The sequence below is a fragment of the Paenibacillus sp. FSL K6-3182 genome (assembly GCF_037976325.1).
Taxonomy (GTDB): domain Bacteria; phylum Bacillota; class Bacilli; order Paenibacillales; family Paenibacillaceae; genus Pristimantibacillus.
On sequence record NZ_CP150265.1, the window covers coordinates 617,656 to 635,058 of the forward strand.

Genomic DNA, 17,403 nt, shown 5'->3' on the forward strand with positions numbered 1-17,403 from the left:
GGAATGTACAATGTAATGCTGGTAGAAGACGAGAAGAAAATTCAGGAAGGGTTAAAGATAATGATCGAGGAAGTGATCGGCAGTTACAGGGTAACCGCGGAAGCGGAGCACGGTATCGCTGCGCTGGAGCTTCTCAGAATGCAATCGGTAGATTTGCTGATTACGGATATCCGTATGCCCCAGATGAACGGAATCGAGTTATTGCGGCATGTCCGGGGGTTGTATCCGAGCCTTCCTGTATTAATCATCAGCGGGCATGAAGATTTCACTTATGCCAAGGCGGCGATGCGTCACAATGCGTCGGATTACATCCTGAAGCCGGTGGACCGGATTGAGCTTTCCCATTTTCTATTGAATTTGAAAGCGCGGCTGGACCGCGAGCGGGCGGTAGAGACGCCTAACGCCGAAGCAGCCCATGAAGATCTGACGATTCGAAGAGTGAAGGAACTGGTCGTCTCTTGTCTGGATCAGGATGTTTCACTTCCATTCATTGCGGAGCAGGTGCATTTGAATCATCAATATTTATCCACATTGTTTAAGGTGAAAACCGGACAAAACTATTCTGATTATGTGACGGCCTGCCGGATGAGTAAAGCCAAGGAGCTGCTGACCCATACACATCTGAAAATATACGAGGTCGCCAACCTTTGCGGCTATGCCAGCGCCAATCACTTTATGGCCGTGTTTCGGCAGCATTGTGGAGCGAAGCCTACTGAATATAGAAAAAGGCCGCTGAGTTGAGGCCGGTCAGATCTTTGAGCACCAAACAAAACAGATGCTATGAATATCGTAGTTTTTCTCGAAAATACGTTGTTTTTCACTGACAGGCTGACTTGTATACTTATTGTTAAGCGCTTTCAATTGGTGCAGAGACTTCATGTATTGCGACAGAAGGATTACATTCGGATATTCGGGAGGTGTAAGCGGAAGCTTGGGCTGGGTTTAGTTGGAAGCGCTTACAGAAAAACTGTAAGAGAAGAACTAATGAAATGACATGAAAGAAAGGATGTGGTGGATAATGACTAGTCTTGCAAAAAGATCTACAGCGTTATTATTAATCCTGAGTATGCTGTTCACGGGTTTGATGGGCTCGAGCCGCGTGCAGGCCGAAGCCGATGCGGAGTCTGCCAACCAAATCGTATTCGAGGATTTCGAGAACGGCGCCCCGGACGATTACAGTGTTGCGCCGGAACCGCCATTCGATGTTCACGTCATGGAGACGACGAGCGCAACCCCGCTGACGATCGCGGGTTATAGGGCCAGCGGCAGCGATTCCAATATTCCGGAATATGCCATTGACGGGGATATTCAGACAAGGTGGTCGGCGTATGATGACGGGCAATGGATTGAGCTGGATCTGGGCTCGGAACAGCTGGTTTCTTATCTGGGAGTCGCTTTCTACCGGGGAGACAATCGCAGCAAGACTATTGATATCGAGGTTTCTAACGACCAGACCAACTGGACCCGCATATACAGCGGCGATAGCAGCGGCACTACGATCCAGGTTGAGGCCTTTGGTTTTGAAGCCGTCACCGCCCGTTATGTACGGGTTGTCGGGCGCGGAGCAAGCGAATGGACAAGCATTTCAGAAATTCAGATTTACCCTCCCCATGTGGACGGGTTTATATTAAGGGATGTGGAGATTCCGCCAACGGGACCGGATCCGGATTCCCCAATTCCGACAAAAGCAGGTCTCTATTATGCGGATGGCGCACCGCATGTGCCGCATGAGGCTCAGACAGTGACCGGCACTACGTATAATGTCCTGGACTTCGGCGCCGATCCTGCCGACAACGGAATAGATGACGCTCAAGCTATCCGGGCTGCACTGGCTGCAGCGACGCTTGGGGACGAAGTGTATATTCCGAACGGACACTATCAATTAACGAGCACAGATAGGGACGGAGTTACCCATTTCATTATGAAATCCGGCGTGCAGATGCGCGGCGAGAGCCAGGATGGCGTTCTGCTGGTTTCCGACCATGCTAATGAACAGGGAGAATATGCTACGGTTGAAGGCATCGTATTCCGCATGGCCGGACAAAACAATATTAAGATCAGCAACATGACAATTACGTCCAGCTGGGACTTGAATTATTCAACGAATACGTCGGTTGCGAATCCGGATCGGGGTGGACCTAAGCAGGTGATCATGATTACCGCCGCTTCCGGCAAACCGTCCTATAACATTACACTGGATGGACTGACGATCGAGAAGTTTCAACGGATCGGCGTTGTCATTACGAACAGTCATGATGTTATTGTGGAAAATTCGCTTTTTCGCAATGCGACGAACTTAGCCGAGGGCGGAAACGGTTATGGCGTTTCCATCGAAGGCAAGTCCAAGGAAAGCCGGCTCGGCAGAAATGACGACTCTCGTTTCAATGTTGTTCGCAACAACGAGTTTATCGGTCCCTATCTTCGTCACGGAACGATGGCGCATTCTTACACCCATAACAATCTCATTGAAAAAAACTACTACTTGAACTCGGCATTAGACGCTATCGATTTCCACGGAGAAGACGAGTATATGAATGAAGTAAGAGACAATCATATCGTTGGCGGCGGCGAAGCGGCTGTCGGCGTCGGCAATCCGGGCGCTACGCATGATGCCGCTGGACCAGGCAATTACATTCATAACAATTTAATCGAGAATGTGAAACGGTATGGGGTACAGGTGTACTTAGGATCTCCTGATACGATTATCGAGAATAATATCATTACCGGATTCACGAACGCGGGGAGCCAGGGAATACGTCTGAAAAATGCGCCCGGAACGATTGTGAAGGGCAATCAGATCGTGAACAATACGGCTCCCGACTTCTGGGGTATAATTGCAATGAAAGACGACGGCGATCCGACCAACGCCGGGAACGGCGCAGGCATACCCGAGAATATTGTCATTCAGGACAATCATGTTACAGGAAATACGAATGGCGTTATGATCTCACACGGCACGAATATTCGTCTCTTCGGCAATGAGATCAGTGGAAATACCGGGACGGATTATGAGAATAAAGTGGCGGTTTCCGAACGGATACCGGCGACCAGGGCGGCAAGCGTACAGAAAAATGCTCAGAACGCCACGGTTGCGAATCTCTTACAGATTAAAGGCGGAGATGATAGCGAATCGGTGAGAAGCTATCAGCAATTCGATCTGAATTCCATTGAAGGCAAGCTGGCTACCGCATGGCTCTATGTGTATGGACAAGCGCTAGAGAGCCCTGCTGGAGAGACGGGGGCTGCAACTTCTCTCTATGCAGTGGATAGCAATGACTGGGACAGCGATACCATGCAATGGAATACGTACCAGTCTCCGCCAGAGCTTGGTCAGAAGCTCTCGACTGTGCAGCTGAATAATAAAGGCGAGTACGCCTGGTATGTATTCGATGCGACTGTGCTCGTGCAAGAACGTCTGGATGGCGATCGGACGATATCGCTTGCTTATGCCCAGAATGCCAATCAAACCGGTTACTTGACGCATTTATACAATGGATCCGACTCCAGCTTTAGGCCTTACCTGCGGGTTGAAACTTACCCTCCCGTTGAACTTGCGGCCGTAGCGGTAACGGCGGATCGTTCGCAGCTGGTGCCGGGCATGACTACCCAACTGCATGTGACCGGCACATACAATACAGGATCGGACGTTTCGTTGGAAAATGCGGACATATCTTTTATAAGTCTGACGCCGGATATAGTGACTGTTAATCATACGGGCGTGGTTACCGCGCTTCACGCTGGAGAAGCAGCATTGCAAGCAACTGTTCTCTTGGATGGCGTTGCTCGCACTGGAGAGTTCATTCTTAATGTAACCAATAATCTGGCGATTACTGCGCAGTTGTCGGTCGATTCAACGCTGGGTACAAATACAAAAGATAGAGTACTTGACGGAAACTTGGAAACCCGGTGGATATCAAACGGCTCCCAAATACCTTATCTGATGCTGGGCTGGACAACGGAGCAAACGATCAACCAAGTGAAGCTGTGGAGCGGACATGTACCGGTTATAGGCTCGGCCAACTGGCATGTCAGAGATTTTGATCTGCAGATCTTGGAAGACGGAGAATGGAAGACGATAGCCGAAGTCCGAAATAATGATCAGGACGCTTTTTTGGGTCAGTATACGACGTTGAATTTGGAAAACCCCGTCGTGACGACTGCCTTGCGCTTCCATTTTGTCCGTCCGTCATGGGGCAACGGCAATTTGAACGATATGATGGCCAGAATCAATGAGGTGTTTGTCGGCTTCGTCAACGATTAGGAACCTTCTCGGCCTAAGTCCTTGTTACGCGGGCTTAGGCCGATGTTCTGTTATTCAACTGGTTCTATTAAAGTACTCGAATTTACATAGTTTTTCTCGATTTCGTGTTATTTTTTCTGGAAGCCATCAGATTTATACTAGTGATAGAAAGCGATTACAAACGTAGAGAGGGGCATAAAAATGAAGAAATATGGGTTTGTCTTGCTGTCTGTTGTATTGCTGCTCGGATTGCTGAGCGCATGTGGAGGAAAAGGAAATAACAATAATGGCGCCGCAATGGCAAACAAGGAAAAAGCGAACAATACGCCGAGTACGGAAGTGGCTGCTGAGTCAAAAGATCCTATAGAGCTTGAAATGTCCGTTTGGGGCAGTGATGCCCAGGTGGCGTTGTATGACGAGCTTGCTGAGGAATACAAGAAGCTCCATCCGAATGTGACAGTCAAAACTTCCGTGATTCCGTGGGCGGACTACCAGCAGAAACTGGCGATCATGGCAGCGACCAAAACCTCGCCAGATATCGTATGGATCTCAGAGCGCATGATTCCACAATTTATGAATGGGGGCCAGCTGCTTGATATTTCGTCCGTGAAAGAGGACACGGCTTATGCGTTCGATGATATAATACCATCCACGCTCACTGCATTTGAAAAGGGCGGCAAACTCTACGGCATTCCATTCTCTACGCCGCCTCAGGTCGTTTTCTACAATAAAAAACTGTTTGAAGCGAATGGATTGAAGTCGCCAATGGAGCTTTATGAAGAGGGCAACTGGACTTACGATGAGATGGTCAAAGCGTCCGAAGCGATCTCCAAACCGCAAGAAGGGGTATACGGCGTGAAGTTCATACAAAGTTCCTCCAACTGGTCCGACAATCTAATTCCATTGATTTGGGCGATGGGTGGCGAAATCTTCAACGAAGACACAACGCAATTCGCTATGAACACGCCGGAGACGGCCAAAGCGATCAATCTCTTTAAAGGGCTGCTCGATAAGAAAGCGCATCCAAGCATCGGTGAGCAGTTAACTTTCGATACAGGTAAGCTTGGTATGGCGTTTGAGAACGTTACCCGTACAAGCGCTTATCGTGACAAAGTCGATTTCGAATGGGATATTGCTCCGCTTCCGAAAGGCGACCATGGCGTCACGGTGCCTATCGGCTTTGGAGGCTATTCGATCTTCAAAGACGCAGAGTATCCGGAAGAAGCATTGGAATATTTAAAATTTATTAGTAATAAGGAAAATGCAGCTAAAGTAGCCCAGTTTTTTGTGCCGCAGAGAAAGTCTGTCCTGTACTCCGATGAGTATCTCAACAAGTTCCCGTTCCCGACCGTTGAAACGATGAAAGTGGCTGCGTACGACCGGTTGGCCGAAGGTAAAATCAGGCCTTCCCATCCGAACTGGGTCAAGATTGACGAGCAGGTGACATTAAACATGGATGCGATATTGCTCGGTTCCACGACAACCGAGCAAGCGTTGAAAATTATGGAAGACAGCATTAATCCTCTATTGAAATAACCTTCCAGAACGATGGAGCATTGCGAGATCGCCATATGAACAATAGGGCGATCTCGTAAATTATAGGGAGGGTTGCGTCATATTGACAACAGGGGGTAGGCGCGAATGGCCGGAGGTAAGTCTGCAGGTTTAGCATCTTTGAAATCAAAAGAAATGTGGATGGGGTATTTATTTATACTGCCTATTGTGGCGGGATATATAATCTTTCTGTTTGGCCCGATCGTTTACGCTTTCGTGATGAGCTTTACGAATTGGTCGTTATTTGGAAATACAGCATATATAGGTTTAGAAAACTATATTTACGCCATGCGCGATGATCCTGTCTTCTGGGATACGGTCGTGAATACCGTATATTTCTCTGCGGGCTTGGTCCCGCTGAACATTGTTTTATCGCTTTTATTGGCCATGCTATTGAAACGGAAAATATGGGGCATCGGCTTGTTTCGGACCGCGATCTTTACGCCTGTAGTCGTTTCCCTCGTGGTTTGGGGGATCGTATGGAAGTTTATTTTCTCTACGGACGGCGGATTAGTCAATCTGCTGATCCGAACGTTTGGTGGAACGGAGATTGCCTGGCTTTTCTCGGAAACGTGGACGATGCCTACCGTTATAGTGGTCAGTGCACTGAAAGGCGTGGGCATGAACATGGTCATCTTCCTGGCCGCTCTGCACGATGTGCCGAAGGATTATTACGAGGCTTCCAAAATTGACGGTGCTTCGCGCTGGGAAACCTTTAAATCCATTACATTGCCAATGATTACGCCAGCCGTATTCATGATAACGATCATAACCGTTATCGGTTCTCTTAAAGTGTTCGGACAAATCTATGTGATGACAGGCGGAGGGCCGGGAACTAGCACGTACGTGATGGTCTTCTACATTTTCAAACAAGCGTTCCGCTCCTACGAATTCGGTTATGCATCGGCACTGGCATTTATTTTGTTCAGCATTATCCTGGTTCTGACCTTGATACAGTGGAAACTGAGAAAGAGATGGGTACATTATGAACAATAAAAAGATAACATCCAACCTTGCATCCTATCTGGTTCTAACAATCGTTTCCTTCATCGTGTTGTTCCCTTTTTTTTGGATGGTCAGCACATCCTTGAAGACGGATTCCGAGGTGTTTCTATTTCCGCCCCAATGGATACCAGAGGCTTGGGAATGGTTCAATTATATTCGCGTGTTTACGGAAATGCCGTTTCATCTCTACTTTTTTAATAGTATATATATCGCGGTGCTCGTCACGGCAGGCACATGTTTCTTGTCCGCATTGGCAGGCTATGCGTTTGCCAGATTGCACTTTCCATTCAAAAATGTGATCTTTCTGTTCCTGCTTAGCGGGATGATGATTCCTACGGAAGTTACGGCCATTCCTTTATTCAACTGGATGTCAAAGCTCGGATTCATCGATACGCATATTCCTCTAATTCTTCCGCCAATGCTTGGAGCGGGAGGGATGTTCGGCGTATTTCTCGTACGTCAGTTTCTAATTACAGTTCCTATTGAACTGGATGAAGCAGCCAAAGTAGACGGGTGTTCGCCGTGGCGCACATTCAGGTCGATTATGCTCCCGATTGCTACGCCCGCATTGGCAACCGTAAGCATCTTTACATTCATGAATAGCTGGAACGAGTTTTTTGAACCTCTTATTTATTTAAATACGAAGGAATTGTTCACGCTGCCGATCGGCTTATCGCTGCTTACTACGGATACCGGCGTGGACTGGCCGCTGCTGCTTGCCGCTTCGACCATAGCAACTGTCCCGATTCTGGTTGTTTTCTTCCTGGCTCAAAATAAGTTTATTGAAGGCATTGCCAATACGGGCTTGAAATAATATTCACATACAAACGTCAGCCCAACAATGGACTGACGTTTGTTTTTTGCAGCTACTTCGAAATGAAAAAAAGTCATATGTTAAAAGAGTAATTCTTTACGTCGATAACATGGTATTATAAATAAACTGGTGAGCTAGAAGAGTAATGATAAGGCTCCTTTTGGAGCTTTTTTTAATAGGTTCTGTCAAATATTATTCCAAACAGAACTCTTTCCCTAATATAATAGATGGAGCTTGATTTGATCAAACTCTTCGTCGGTCAGCTTGCCTTCTTTGAATAAAACATCGTCACGAACAACAATTTTGCTGATATCATGTAGGAGTGCCATTTTGTGCAGAAGATCAATTTGCCATTATAGGAAATATAGGCACGACTATTAGCAACAAGAGAGGAATTAATAAGGTGAAGGAATCACTCTGGACCAAACCGTTTGTTTTGTTGATTTTATCTAATTTATTTTTGTTCTTATCACTGGAGATGCTGCTGCCTACACTTCCGATGTTTGCGGCAAATAAAGGCGGCTCGGATGCTGAGATCGGACTTATTATTGGTTTATTTACTTTTTCAGCTGTTATTTTAAGACCTTTTGTTGGTATGGCTTCTGATAAATTTGGCAAAAAGCTGCTGCTTCTCGTCGGCGTAGCCATTTGTTTAATCGGTACGGCCAGCTATTACGCCGCAGTGACGATTACGATGATGCTTATGCTGCGTATCGTGCATGGTGTAGGCTTCGGTATTTCAACGACCTTGTACGGAACGGTTGCTTCGGACATTATACCTGCTTCTCGCAGAGGAGAGGGCATGGGGTTTTTCGGTACAGGAAATGCTGTAGCCATTTCGCTTGGGCCCTTCCTTGGCATATGGTTGATGGAGGAGTTTGGTTTCTCCGTATTGTTCATTGTTGGGGCATGTATACTGCTGATTGCGATGGTTTGTACGGCCTTCGTCAAAGGTGACACCAAAGAAGAGAGGGCAAAGGCGCAAATAGCGTCCACCAAGGAAACCTCATTCATGCTGCGGTTTATTGAGCCGAAAGCACTTATGCCTTCTTTATTAGGACTGCTTGTAGGTTTGTCACTAGGCGGTGTTATCAGCTTTATCACATTGTTCGGCAAAGAAACAGGCGTGCAAAATATAGGGTTTTTCTTCCTTGTCCTTGCTATAAGCGAATTTTTAATACGTTTTATCAGCGGTCGGATTTTCGATTCGAAGGGGAGATTCTGGGTACTGTTTCCTGCAGCAATATCTTGTATCGTGGGCTGCATAATCCTTTATATGACCAAATCAACTGGAACATTGCTGCTTGCAGCGGTGTTTTATGGAGCGGGCTTCGGGGCTATTTTCCCGGGCTTGCAGGCTTGGGTAATTGACAGGGTGGAGCCGCAGCGAAGAGGGGTAGCGACTGCAACTTTTTATAATGCATTCGATATCGGAATCGGAAGCGGAGCCATGCTGCTTGGCCTAGTCGCGACATGGTCGAATTATGCGACGATGTATCTCGTATCCAGTCTGTTCTTCGTCATTTACTTAGTTGTATATTTCGTGTATGAGAAGCAGCTTAAGCAAGCGAGTATGGCGGAAATAGCAAAACGATCGTAGCCGAGAAAAACAGCAGCGACGATCGCGTGGAATTAGTGTGATATGTATCGATCTTTTCCTTCGCGCTTCGCCTGATAAAGCGCTTTGTCCGCATAGGTAAACAGCTCTTCTTGCTTAGCGGAGCAGCCCGGCTTCCACGTCGCTGAACCCAAGCTTATCGTGACATGGGGACAGCCCGATAGTTCTGCATGCGGTATTTTTAATTGCCTGACCGCTTCCAGAAGTCTAGATGCAATATTGGCGGCGCGTTCTTCACTCGTTTGAGGTAAAATAAATCCAAATTCCTCGCCCCCATAGCGGGCGACAATATCAAGCGGACGCTTCAGGGCGCTCCGCAATGCGGCGGCGATTTGTCTGAGACATTCGTCGCCTTTTTGATGCCCGAACGTATCATTGAATAATTTGAAGTTGTCGATATCGCCCAGCATGAGCGTGATCGGCATATGGTGATGCTGCGCTTCCAGCCATTCCTTGTTCCAAGACTCATCAAACACTCGCCGATTTGCAATATTGGTCAACTCATCCACATGCGAGAGCTTATGCAATAATTGATACTTCTTAATCATTTTCAACTCATTTTCTTTGCGAGGGGTTACGTCTCTGGAGACAGAAACGATCGTCTGCGTGCGATCACCATCATGATAAATGACTCGGGAGGTCGTTTCGAGCCAGCGATAAATGCCTTCCTTGCGGCGCATGCGATAAGTAATGGTATTGGCTTCAACGTTGCTGTAAATGAGCTCCTGATTTTCGAGCATTCTCCCTCTGTCATCAGGATGATACAAAACAAACGGTGACGATCCAATCAGCTCATCGTCACGAAAGCCTAGCAGCGTATAGCAAGCAGGGGATACATAAGTAAATAACCCATCTCGATCATGCTTGGAGATCATGTCGCTTGAATTCTCAGCTAGCAGCCGGAAGCTCTTCTCGCTCTCCAGCAGCTTGTCAGCGATTCGCTTTCGCTCTGTAATTTGGCGAAAATGAACGGAGAGCCCAAATTCGGACGGGTATAAATTCGACTCAAACCAATTATTAAGCCGTGGAATAAATTGCTCGTACATGCGGTACTGATTGGTTTCCATAGACAATCTATATTCTAGATGGCTTATGGACTCTGCGAGCCAAGGGAATAGCTCCCATATGCTATAACCAATCAATTGTTCCTTGTTTCGCTTAAATAGTTCCTGAGTCGCATTGTTCGTATAGATAAACTTAAATTCATGATCCAGTGAGAAAAATGCATCTGAGATACTCTCCAAAATAGTGGAGATACGCATCGTAAGCTGCCTGACTTCCGACACCGCTTGCGTCTTCTCTGTAATGTCCATCATTTGCGATATAAAATGACGGGGGGCGCCATGCCTGTCATATACAAGGGATACGGAAAGAAGCACGGTTACAATGTCGCCGGTCTTTTTGAAGTATCTTTTCTCCATTTGAAAGGTGTCGATTTCGCCCTCGAGCAGCTGGTTCACGTAGCGGTAATCCTGTTCCAAGTCATCCGGATGGGTAATTTGGGCAAACGTAAGATTGACAAGCTCTTTCTCCTCATAACCCAGCATCGTTTGAGCGTAAGGGTTGACTACGATAAAACGACCATCTAAATCTACTAATGCCATGCCTATTGAGGCATAATGAAAAGCGCTGCCGAATAAATCAGCTTCGCGCTTTGATTTCGAAAACAAGGTCAAGCTGCGCACCTCTCTGCGGTTCAGACTGGATAAGTTTGTTAGTACATAGTAAAGAATAGAACACAACCATCCGTTTGTCCACATGACTTCTGTAGGAAAGATCGTCTGCAAAAAAGTAAGCATGTGGTATTTTCGGCGCTATATTATTGTTGTTTTGAACAAAGCTTCGTATAATGAAACGTATCATGCGTATCTCGCCCATTCGTTTGGATAGGATAGGGATGAGGCGTACCGGCAGAGCAATGTTTGGAGCAATCAAAATGATAGAGGAGGAGCAGCAAAATGAGCAACGATATGAATTTATCGCCGGCGGACATAGCGGCGATGATCGATCATACAATACTTAAAGCTGATGCAACAAAGGATGAGGTACTTCAAATTTGCCGCGAGGCTAAGCAGTATCAATTTGCAACGGTTTGCGTAAATGCAGGCTGGGTAGCAACAGCTGCTGAAGAACTAAAGGGATCGGGAGTAGGCATAACGACAGTCGTTGGTTTCCCATTAGGAGCGACGATGACGGCATCTAAGGCAGCAGAAGCGAGGTTTGCTATTGAAGCTGGAGCAACGGAAGTAGATATGGTTTTAAACATCGGCTTGATGAAATCAGGCGATCTTGAAGGCGTGAAGCGTGATGTTGAGGGTGTAGCTGCGGCGGTTAAAGGACAAGCCCTGCTTAAAGTTATTCTTGAAACGGGACTTCTAACGGATGAAGAAAAGGTTGTCGCATGTGAAATTTGCAAACAGGCTGGCGCAGATTTCGTGAAGACATCGACGGGCTTTGGCAAGGGAGGCGCTACGGTAGAGGATATCGCGCTGATGCGCCGTACGGTAGGTCCTGACCTCGGTGTGAAAGCATCCGGCGGCGTACGCGACCGGGAAACTGCCTTGCAAATGTTCGCAGCGGGCGCTACACGTATTGGAGCAAGCTCTGGCATCGCTATCGTTACAGGCGGTCAAGGCGAAGGCTATTAGTTCGTTGCTCATAAAAAAGCAAAGAGGGAGCCTTGCACCATGGACCGAACCCATGGCTTGCAAGGCTTCCCTCTCTTTTTTTGCTTAATGGCTGAATCGTTCGTCCAAAGAGGCGGGACTTAACGTTCGCAGCTAATCGTCATGTTGGCATGCAGCTCTTCGCCAGCGTTCAGCATGACAAGCTCCTCTTGACGGTTAAGCTCACCATTTTCAGCCATCCATGGCTCTACACATACGAAAGGACGATCCTTAACGGACCAAAGCACCATATATTTGAAAATGTCATCGTAAGTTAGGCGAACGCGAGCGCCTTGCAAAGCGACGAAGGAGATTTCGCTCTTCTTCGCATCGAGCAGGCATACGGATTCCACAAGTCCTTCCAAGTCGATAACACCATCAAATGGTTTCTCTACATTATCGTTATAATCGACATAGCGGGTAGCATCGCTTTCATATGCGATCTTCTTACCCGAATCAATGGCGAAATAAGGATGGAAGCCAGCATAAAAAGGCATCGCAGCAGCTTCGCTTAGATTGCGGTACAGCTGACGCGTATGTAATTGACCATCCTGCAGTACATAGGTAAACAACAATTCGAATGCAAAAGGGTAGGAGCGCAGCGTCTCTTCATTGCTTTGCAGGCGGATTGTAATCGAAGCCTCACCATCCGTTTTTGTACTGACAACATCCCATACAGCAGTACGGGCAACGCCGTGGTTAGCCATCGTGTACGATTGACCGTTCCACTCATAAGTTTGGTTAGCAAGCTGCCCGCTAATTGGGAACAGGATCGGATTGCCTCCGCGGATATTGGCTGTGGGGTTCTCAAACGTCGCTTTGTCCAAATAAAAGAGCTCTAGTCCATGCAGCTGGCAGCCGATAACGATACCGCCGCGCTCTGGACATACGATGATGCGGGATTGCGTGCTTTCTTCCGTTAATTCATACAAGGTATACGTATCCTTATAGCTGCGTACTTCGTAGTTGCTCACTTGTTTCCCTCCAATAATAGATACATGACATATTTCACCATCATATCATATTCGCAATACACGCTACCTCACTATTTATGTCCTAAATAACACCTACAGAGTCATTTCGCCCTCCCCGTCATCCGTACGACTATCCCTAACCGATCGATTGCCTGTTTTAAAATGGTCGAATCTAGTAAAACAATCATCTACGCCAATTGATAGTCATAGAATAATATATATTAACTTCAGAAGAATGACATAAAATTGAAGAGGCTCATCTGTCCTTCTGAAGCCAAAGCCTCCTTGAAGCCCATCCCTCCGGGTGAAAGGGGGGCTTTTTATTGTGAAAAAAGGACTGTGCCCACAGGTTATAAATAACCTATGAAGCACAGTCCCTTTAAAGAAAGCATTAGCTATTATTCAGCTTTTGGAGCGTCAGTAGCTGCTGGAGTCAGTGTGTTCGTGATTTTTGCTTTTGCACGAATTTCTGTCATCCAAGCTTCGGATAGCTCATTTGCTTCAGTAGCAACAAGCTGGTTCTTAATTTCTTCTTTTTTCTCTTCGAACGTTGGAACAACAGCAGCTTGCTCAGCTGTTTTCTTAATAATGTGGAAGCCGTTTTCGGTTTGAACAACACCGCTGATCTCATTAATTTTCAATGCAAAAGCAGCAGCTTCGAACTCAGGAACCATTTTTCCTTTTCCGAATAGGCCAAGATCTCCGCCATTATCTTTCGAACCTGGGTCGATCGATTTCGCTTTGGCAATTGCAGCGAAGTCGCCGCCTTGCTTAAGCTCAGCTAGAATAGCATCAGCTTCTTCTTTTGTTGCTACCAAAATGTGTGAAGCTTGAATTTGCTCAGGCGTGCCAAGCGCAGCTTTGTTCGTATCATAGAACTGTTGAATTTCTTCCGCAGTTACGTCTGTTTTTGGCTCCAAAACTTTACGAATCGTTAGATTGATTTTTGTATCGCTTTTCAAGTTTTCAAGCGTCATGTTGTACTGAGCAAGTGCAGCATTGAACTGCTCGTCCGTACCGAAGCTCTTCTTGATAAGCGCAATTTCAGCATCTACGTCAGCGTCTGTAACCTTGACGTTATTTGCTTCTGCTTCTTGGACGATCAGCTCTTGTGTAATGATGTTCTCAAGTGTAGCCGGACCGCCTGCTTTAACTAGCTCATCGTAAAGTCTGTCTTTCCCTATGTTGACACCGTTGACAGTTGCCACGGTTTCATTGCTTGATCCAAATGGCGGTTTAATTAATACGACGATCAGCAAAATAGCTAGTACTGCTGAGACGATCAACCATGCTTTGCCGCTTCCGCCTTTGGGAGCCTGATGAACGCTCTCCGAATTTAGGGCAGCAGCACGAACCTCGTCGTTTGATGCTTCAGGAAGCTCTTCGTTTAATTCTTGTTGAAGCTCCTCTTCGATAGCTGTATCTTGATCCGAAAGCTTGTCCTGCTCATCTGTCTGTTCGAGCTCGTAACGTTCTTCCTTCGCAGTCAATTCGTTTTCTGCGTCTTTGTTTGGCTGCGATTCCTTGTTATTCATTCCATAAACTCCCTTCAATTTACCTGTCTTCAACTACTATAACAAAACAAGATTGAAAAAACCTTAATCTAAAATAAAAATATATGTTGTCGGTTTGAATTATCCGTATTTCCGCGAAATTTCACTATTTATAGGTTGACTGCGTGATGATATGATAGTAAAAGACGAATATCCAACATTATCCTACAAGTTTCATGTTGGTTTTTGATGAAACTTTACATTTTGCGCCTCCCACAGGCGGTATGTTTACCAGCAAATACATATAAAGAACGACATCTAGGAGGAATAAGCTTGCGCAAAAATATGTGGGTATACACACGTTTAGTTTTATTAATGCTTTTGCCATTGGCAGGCTATTTCGCGCTGCGAGGTTCGGAGCTTGATAAGAGCATTAACGCACCTCAAGAGCATTTTTATATCGTCAGTCTCGTAGCCATGATCTCGCTGATCCTTGCTATTGCTGTAGGATTCGTCGCGATTACCCTTCGCAATATTAAGATTAGTTTTCTATCGTTATCTTATGTATCATTATCTGCATTGTTTGTTCTGCATGGCTTATCTACCCCTGGTTTTTTAACGCATCACTCAAGTACTGCAGGCAGCACTGCTCAGCTTAGCGTTATACTGGCCGTTGTATGGTTGTGGTTGTCCTCTATATCTGTAGATCGTCCTCTCATCAAATGGTTTGCGCAGTTGCAGCGAATGCTTTTGCCCTTATGGATATCCTTGCTTCTTGCCCTTTGCACCATCCTTTGGTTTTACCCGAATCTTATTCTATTTCTACATTTTAAGGATTTGCCAATGAAATGGGCCGCAAGCCTATTTACGATCGCTTTGAATGGCTGGACAATATATCGGTATTTGCAAGCGTACATATCTTCTCGTTTTCCATTGCAGCTCGCCATCGTGTACAGCTCAGGCTGGATGATTATTGCACAGCTGATTATCGTGAGTGGCGAAGCTTGGAATATAAGCTGGTGGCTTTACCATTTCCTATTGCTTGCTTCGGTTATTGTTATGGTTTGGGGTATTGTGAATCAATATGTCAGCTCCAAATCCATTACAGCCTCTATTAAGCTGATGTTCCGCGCCAATCCGCGCGATTGGATTAACACCTATATGTCTTCAAGCGTTCGAGAGCTGGTGATGACAACGGAAGCACGTGATTCTTACACAGCAGGCCATAACTATCGGGTAGCCCTTTATGCTTTGAAGCTGGGAGAGGAGCTTTCACTCAGCTCAGCTGAATTAAGGGCGATTGCGCAAGGCGGATTAGTTCATGATGTCGGCAAATTGCGAATACCGGATACGATTTTGAACAAGCCAGGCAAGCTTACACCTGAGGAACGTGAAATTATTGAGGTGCATCCTATATCGGGCTACGATTTGTGCAAAAGATTAGGTTTTATGCCGGAGGAGCTTTCTGTTATAAGGTCTCATCATGAGAAGTGGGACGGCAGCGGCTATCCTGATCAGCTTGCAGGTGAACAGATACCGCTGCTTGCACGGGTCACTGCCGTAGCGGATGTTTATGATGCTTTGACCTCGTCACGTTCTTACCGAAAGGCGATGTCGCATGAGGCGGCTATGGAAATTATCCTAAAGGAGAGCGGGAGACATTTCGACCCCGTGTGCGTTCAGGCATGGGAGCGCCTTGTACGGGAGCAAACGAGCTTTTTCGAGGAAACCGTCCGCAACAGTCCGCATTTGAAGCTGGAGAAAAGGCTGATCAAATAAACGCATTTCCATTTGGTTCGCAGCAGTTGTACAATAAACGGGAAGCAGCTTGTTGTTGATTAATAAGCACAATAAGTGATTCCAATAACGGTTTGGGGGAATATTGAACATGACTTATTTAGCGGCTAATAATCGGTATGAGAGCATGAAGTATAACCGTGTCGGACGAAGCGGCTTAAAGCTGCCGGCAATTTCCTTAGGATTGTGGCATAATTTCGGCGGCATTGACCGTCATGAGAATGGGCGTGCCATGGTACGCCGTGCATTTGATTTAGGCATTACGCACTTCGATCTTGCGAATAACTATGGACCGCCTGCTGGCTCAGCAGAAGAAATGTTTGGCCAAATACTTAAACAAGATTTTGCAGCATATCGTGATGAGCTTATTATATCAACCAAAGCTGGCTACTATATGTGGGAAGGTCCTTATGGCGAATGGGGCTCACGCAAATATTTGGTTTCCAGCTTGGATCAGAGCCTAAAGCGGATGAACCTTGATTATGTCGATATTTTTTATCACCATCGTCCAGATCCGGATACACCGCTTGAAGAAACAATGGGGGCTCTTGATCATATTGTGCGCCAAGGAAAAGCGCTGTATGTCGGCGTTTCGAATTACAATCCAGAGCAAACAGCTAAAGCGGCCGCTATTCTGAAGGATCTAGGTACGCCTTTCCTTATTCATCAGCCATCCTATTCGATGTTCAATCGCTGGATCGAGAACGGCTTGCAGGATGTTTTGGACGAAGAAGGCATAGGCTCGATCGTATTTTCTCCGCTTGCTGGAGGCTTGCTGACGAATCGTTATTTGAATGGTGTTCCTGCCGATTCACGCGCTGGAGGACCAAGTGTATTTCTGAAGGCAGATCATATTACAGACAGCACATTGAATAAGATTAAGCAGTTGAATGAGATTGCACAGCATCGTGGACAATCGCTTGCCCAAATGTCTCTTGCTTGGGTACTCCGAGGCGGAAGAGTGACTTCGGCTTTGATCGGAGCAAGTCGTGTCGAACAAATTGATGATAATGTTGCAGCACTACGCCGTCTAGATTTCAGCGACGAGGAGCTTAGCCGTATTGAAGCGGTGCTTGCAGCTGAATAGATTTGTATAAATAGAATGATACGCTAGAGCAGCTAACCGCAGTGTTGCGGCATGCAGGCTCTAGCGTTTTTTTATTATCCAAATAATAGTTGAAAGAGATATAATAGTGTCAAAGTCAGGCAGATTTGGCTCATGCGTAGCGGAAGGTGGAAGTG

General features: G+C 46.4%; 13 protein-coding genes. 10 read left to right on the plus strand and 3 right to left on the minus strand.

The genetic code is table 11. The annotated features are described in order from the left end of the window. Positions 1-3: 3 nt before the first annotated feature. The 6 genes from MHH56_RS02765 to MHH56_RS02790 all read left to right on the plus strand — a co-directional run bounded on the left by MHH56_RS02765 (position 4) and on the right by MHH56_RS02790 (position 9,213). The gene (locus MHH56_RS02765; protein WP_339206467.1) at positions 4-741 is read left to right on the plus strand and encodes a response regulator; all 738 of its coding nucleotides are present in this window, start codon (positions 4-6) and stop codon (positions 739-741) included. A 277-nt stretch (positions 742-1,018) separates the two neighbouring features. After that, positions 1,019-4,261 (plus strand): discoidin domain-containing protein, encoded by a 3,243-nt coding sequence (locus MHH56_RS02770; protein WP_339206468.1) that lies wholly within the window; start codon positions 1,019-1,021, stop codon positions 4,259-4,261. Between the two features lie 180 nt (positions 4,262-4,441). Next, complete coding sequence (locus tag MHH56_RS02775; RefSeq protein WP_339206470.1) at positions 4,442-5,776, plus strand: sugar ABC transporter substrate-binding protein; 1,335 nt, start codon at positions 4,442-4,444, stop codon at positions 5,774-5,776. A 105-nt stretch (positions 5,777-5,881) separates the two neighbouring features. Continuing rightward, the gene (locus MHH56_RS02780) at positions 5,882-6,790 is read left to right on the plus strand and encodes a sugar ABC transporter permease (RefSeq protein ID WP_339206472.1); all 909 of its coding nucleotides are present in this window, start codon (positions 5,882-5,884) and stop codon (positions 6,788-6,790) included. Continuing rightward, on the plus strand, positions 6,780-7,613 hold the full coding sequence (locus MHH56_RS02785; protein WP_339206473.1) for a carbohydrate ABC transporter permease: 834 nt from the start codon (positions 6,780-6,782) through the stop codon (positions 7,611-7,613). Before MHH56_RS02780 ends, MHH56_RS02785 begins: the two co-directional genes overlap by 11 nt. Before the next feature lie 403 nt (positions 7,614-8,016). Continuing rightward, entirely contained in the window at positions 8,017-9,213 is a 1,197-nt protein-coding gene (locus MHH56_RS02790; protein WP_339206475.1) for an MFS transporter, read from the plus strand. Positions 9,214-9,245: 32 nt separating this feature from the next. Here the strand turns inward: MHH56_RS02790 and MHH56_RS02795 are convergent, their stop codons facing one another. Next, a complete protein-coding gene (locus tag MHH56_RS02795) occupies positions 9,246-11,030 on the minus strand; it encodes a PAS domain S-box protein (RefSeq protein WP_339206477.1) in 1,785 nt (594 codons plus the stop codon). A 50-nt stretch (positions 11,031-11,080) separates the two neighbouring features. Here MHH56_RS02795 and MHH56_RS02800 point away from each other — a divergent pair, with 50 nt between their 5' ends. Both MHH56_RS02800 and deoC read left to right on the plus strand, forming a co-directional pair. Beyond that, complete coding sequence (locus MHH56_RS02800) at positions 11,081-11,254, plus strand: hypothetical protein (protein ID WP_339206478.1); 174 nt, start codon at positions 11,081-11,083, stop codon at positions 11,252-11,254. Then, the gene (gene deoC, locus MHH56_RS02805; protein WP_339206480.1) at positions 11,190-11,879 is read left to right on the plus strand and encodes a deoxyribose-phosphate aldolase; all 690 of its coding nucleotides are present in this window, start codon (positions 11,190-11,192) and stop codon (positions 11,877-11,879) included. The genes MHH56_RS02800 and deoC overlap by 65 nt, the downstream gene beginning before the upstream one ends. A 119-nt stretch (positions 11,880-11,998) precedes the next feature. On the opposite strand, the gene MHH56_RS02810 is transcribed toward deoC, so the two are convergent. Together MHH56_RS02810 and MHH56_RS02815 are read right to left on the minus strand one after the other, a co-directional pair. After that, positions 11,999-12,871 carry an aldose epimerase gene (locus tag MHH56_RS02810; protein ID WP_339206481.1) on the minus strand — a complete coding sequence of 291 codons (873 nt, stop codon included), beginning with the start codon at positions 12,869-12,871 and terminating at the stop codon, positions 11,999-12,001. 398 nt (positions 12,872-13,269) lie between these two features. Further along, positions 13,270-14,406, minus strand: a complete 1,137-nt coding sequence (locus tag MHH56_RS02815) for a peptidylprolyl isomerase (protein ID WP_339206483.1) — start codon at positions 14,404-14,406, stop codon at positions 13,270-13,272. A 291-nt stretch (positions 14,407-14,697) separates the two neighbouring features. Here MHH56_RS02815 and MHH56_RS02820 point away from each other — a divergent pair, with 291 nt between their 5' ends. Further along, positions 14,698-16,143 carry an HD-GYP domain-containing protein gene (locus tag MHH56_RS02820; protein ID WP_339206485.1) on the plus strand — a complete coding sequence of 482 codons (1,446 nt, stop codon included), beginning with the start codon at positions 14,698-14,700 and terminating at the stop codon, positions 16,141-16,143. A gap of 109 nt (positions 16,144-16,252) precedes the next feature. Next, a complete protein-coding gene (mgrA, locus tag MHH56_RS02825; RefSeq protein WP_339206486.1) occupies positions 16,253-17,248 on the plus strand; it encodes an L-glyceraldehyde 3-phosphate reductase in 996 nt (331 codons plus the stop codon). Positions 17,249-17,403: the final 155 nt, after the last annotated feature.

Excerpts from the sequence above, each read along its gene's own strand:
- MHH56_RS02795 (WP_339206477.1), bottom strand. The coding sequence starts at position 11,030 with ATGCTTACTTTTTTGCAGACGATCTTTCCTACAGAAGTCATGTGGACA.
- MHH56_RS02775 (WP_339206470.1), top strand. The coding sequence starts at position 4,442 with ATGAAGAAATATGGGTTTGTCTTGCTGTCTGTTGTATTGCTGCTCGGA.
- MHH56_RS02780 (WP_339206472.1), top strand. The coding sequence starts at position 5,882 with ATGGCCGGAGGTAAGTCTGCAGGTTTAGCATCTTTGAAATCAAAAGAA.
- MHH56_RS02815 (WP_339206483.1), bottom strand. The coding sequence starts at position 14,406 with ATGAATAACAAGGAATCGCAGCCAAACAAAGACGCAGAAAACGAATTG.
- MHH56_RS02785 (WP_339206473.1), top strand. The coding sequence starts at position 6,780 with ATGAACAATAAAAAGATAACATCCAACCTTGCATCCTATCTGGTTCTA.
- mgrA (WP_339206486.1), top strand. The coding sequence starts at position 16,253 with ATGACTTATTTAGCGGCTAATAATCGGTATGAGAGCATGAAGTATAAC.
- MHH56_RS02765 (WP_339206467.1), top strand. The coding sequence starts at position 4 with ATGTACAATGTAATGCTGGTAGAAGACGAGAAGAAAATTCAGGAAGGG.
- MHH56_RS02770 (WP_339206468.1), top strand. The coding sequence starts at position 1,019 with ATGACTAGTCTTGCAAAAAGATCTACAGCGTTATTATTAATCCTGAGT.
- deoC (WP_339206480.1), top strand. The coding sequence starts at position 11,190 with ATGAGCAACGATATGAATTTATCGCCGGCGGACATAGCGGCGATGATC.
- MHH56_RS02800 (WP_339206478.1), top strand. The coding sequence starts at position 11,081 with ATGAAACGTATCATGCGTATCTCGCCCATTCGTTTGGATAGGATAGGG.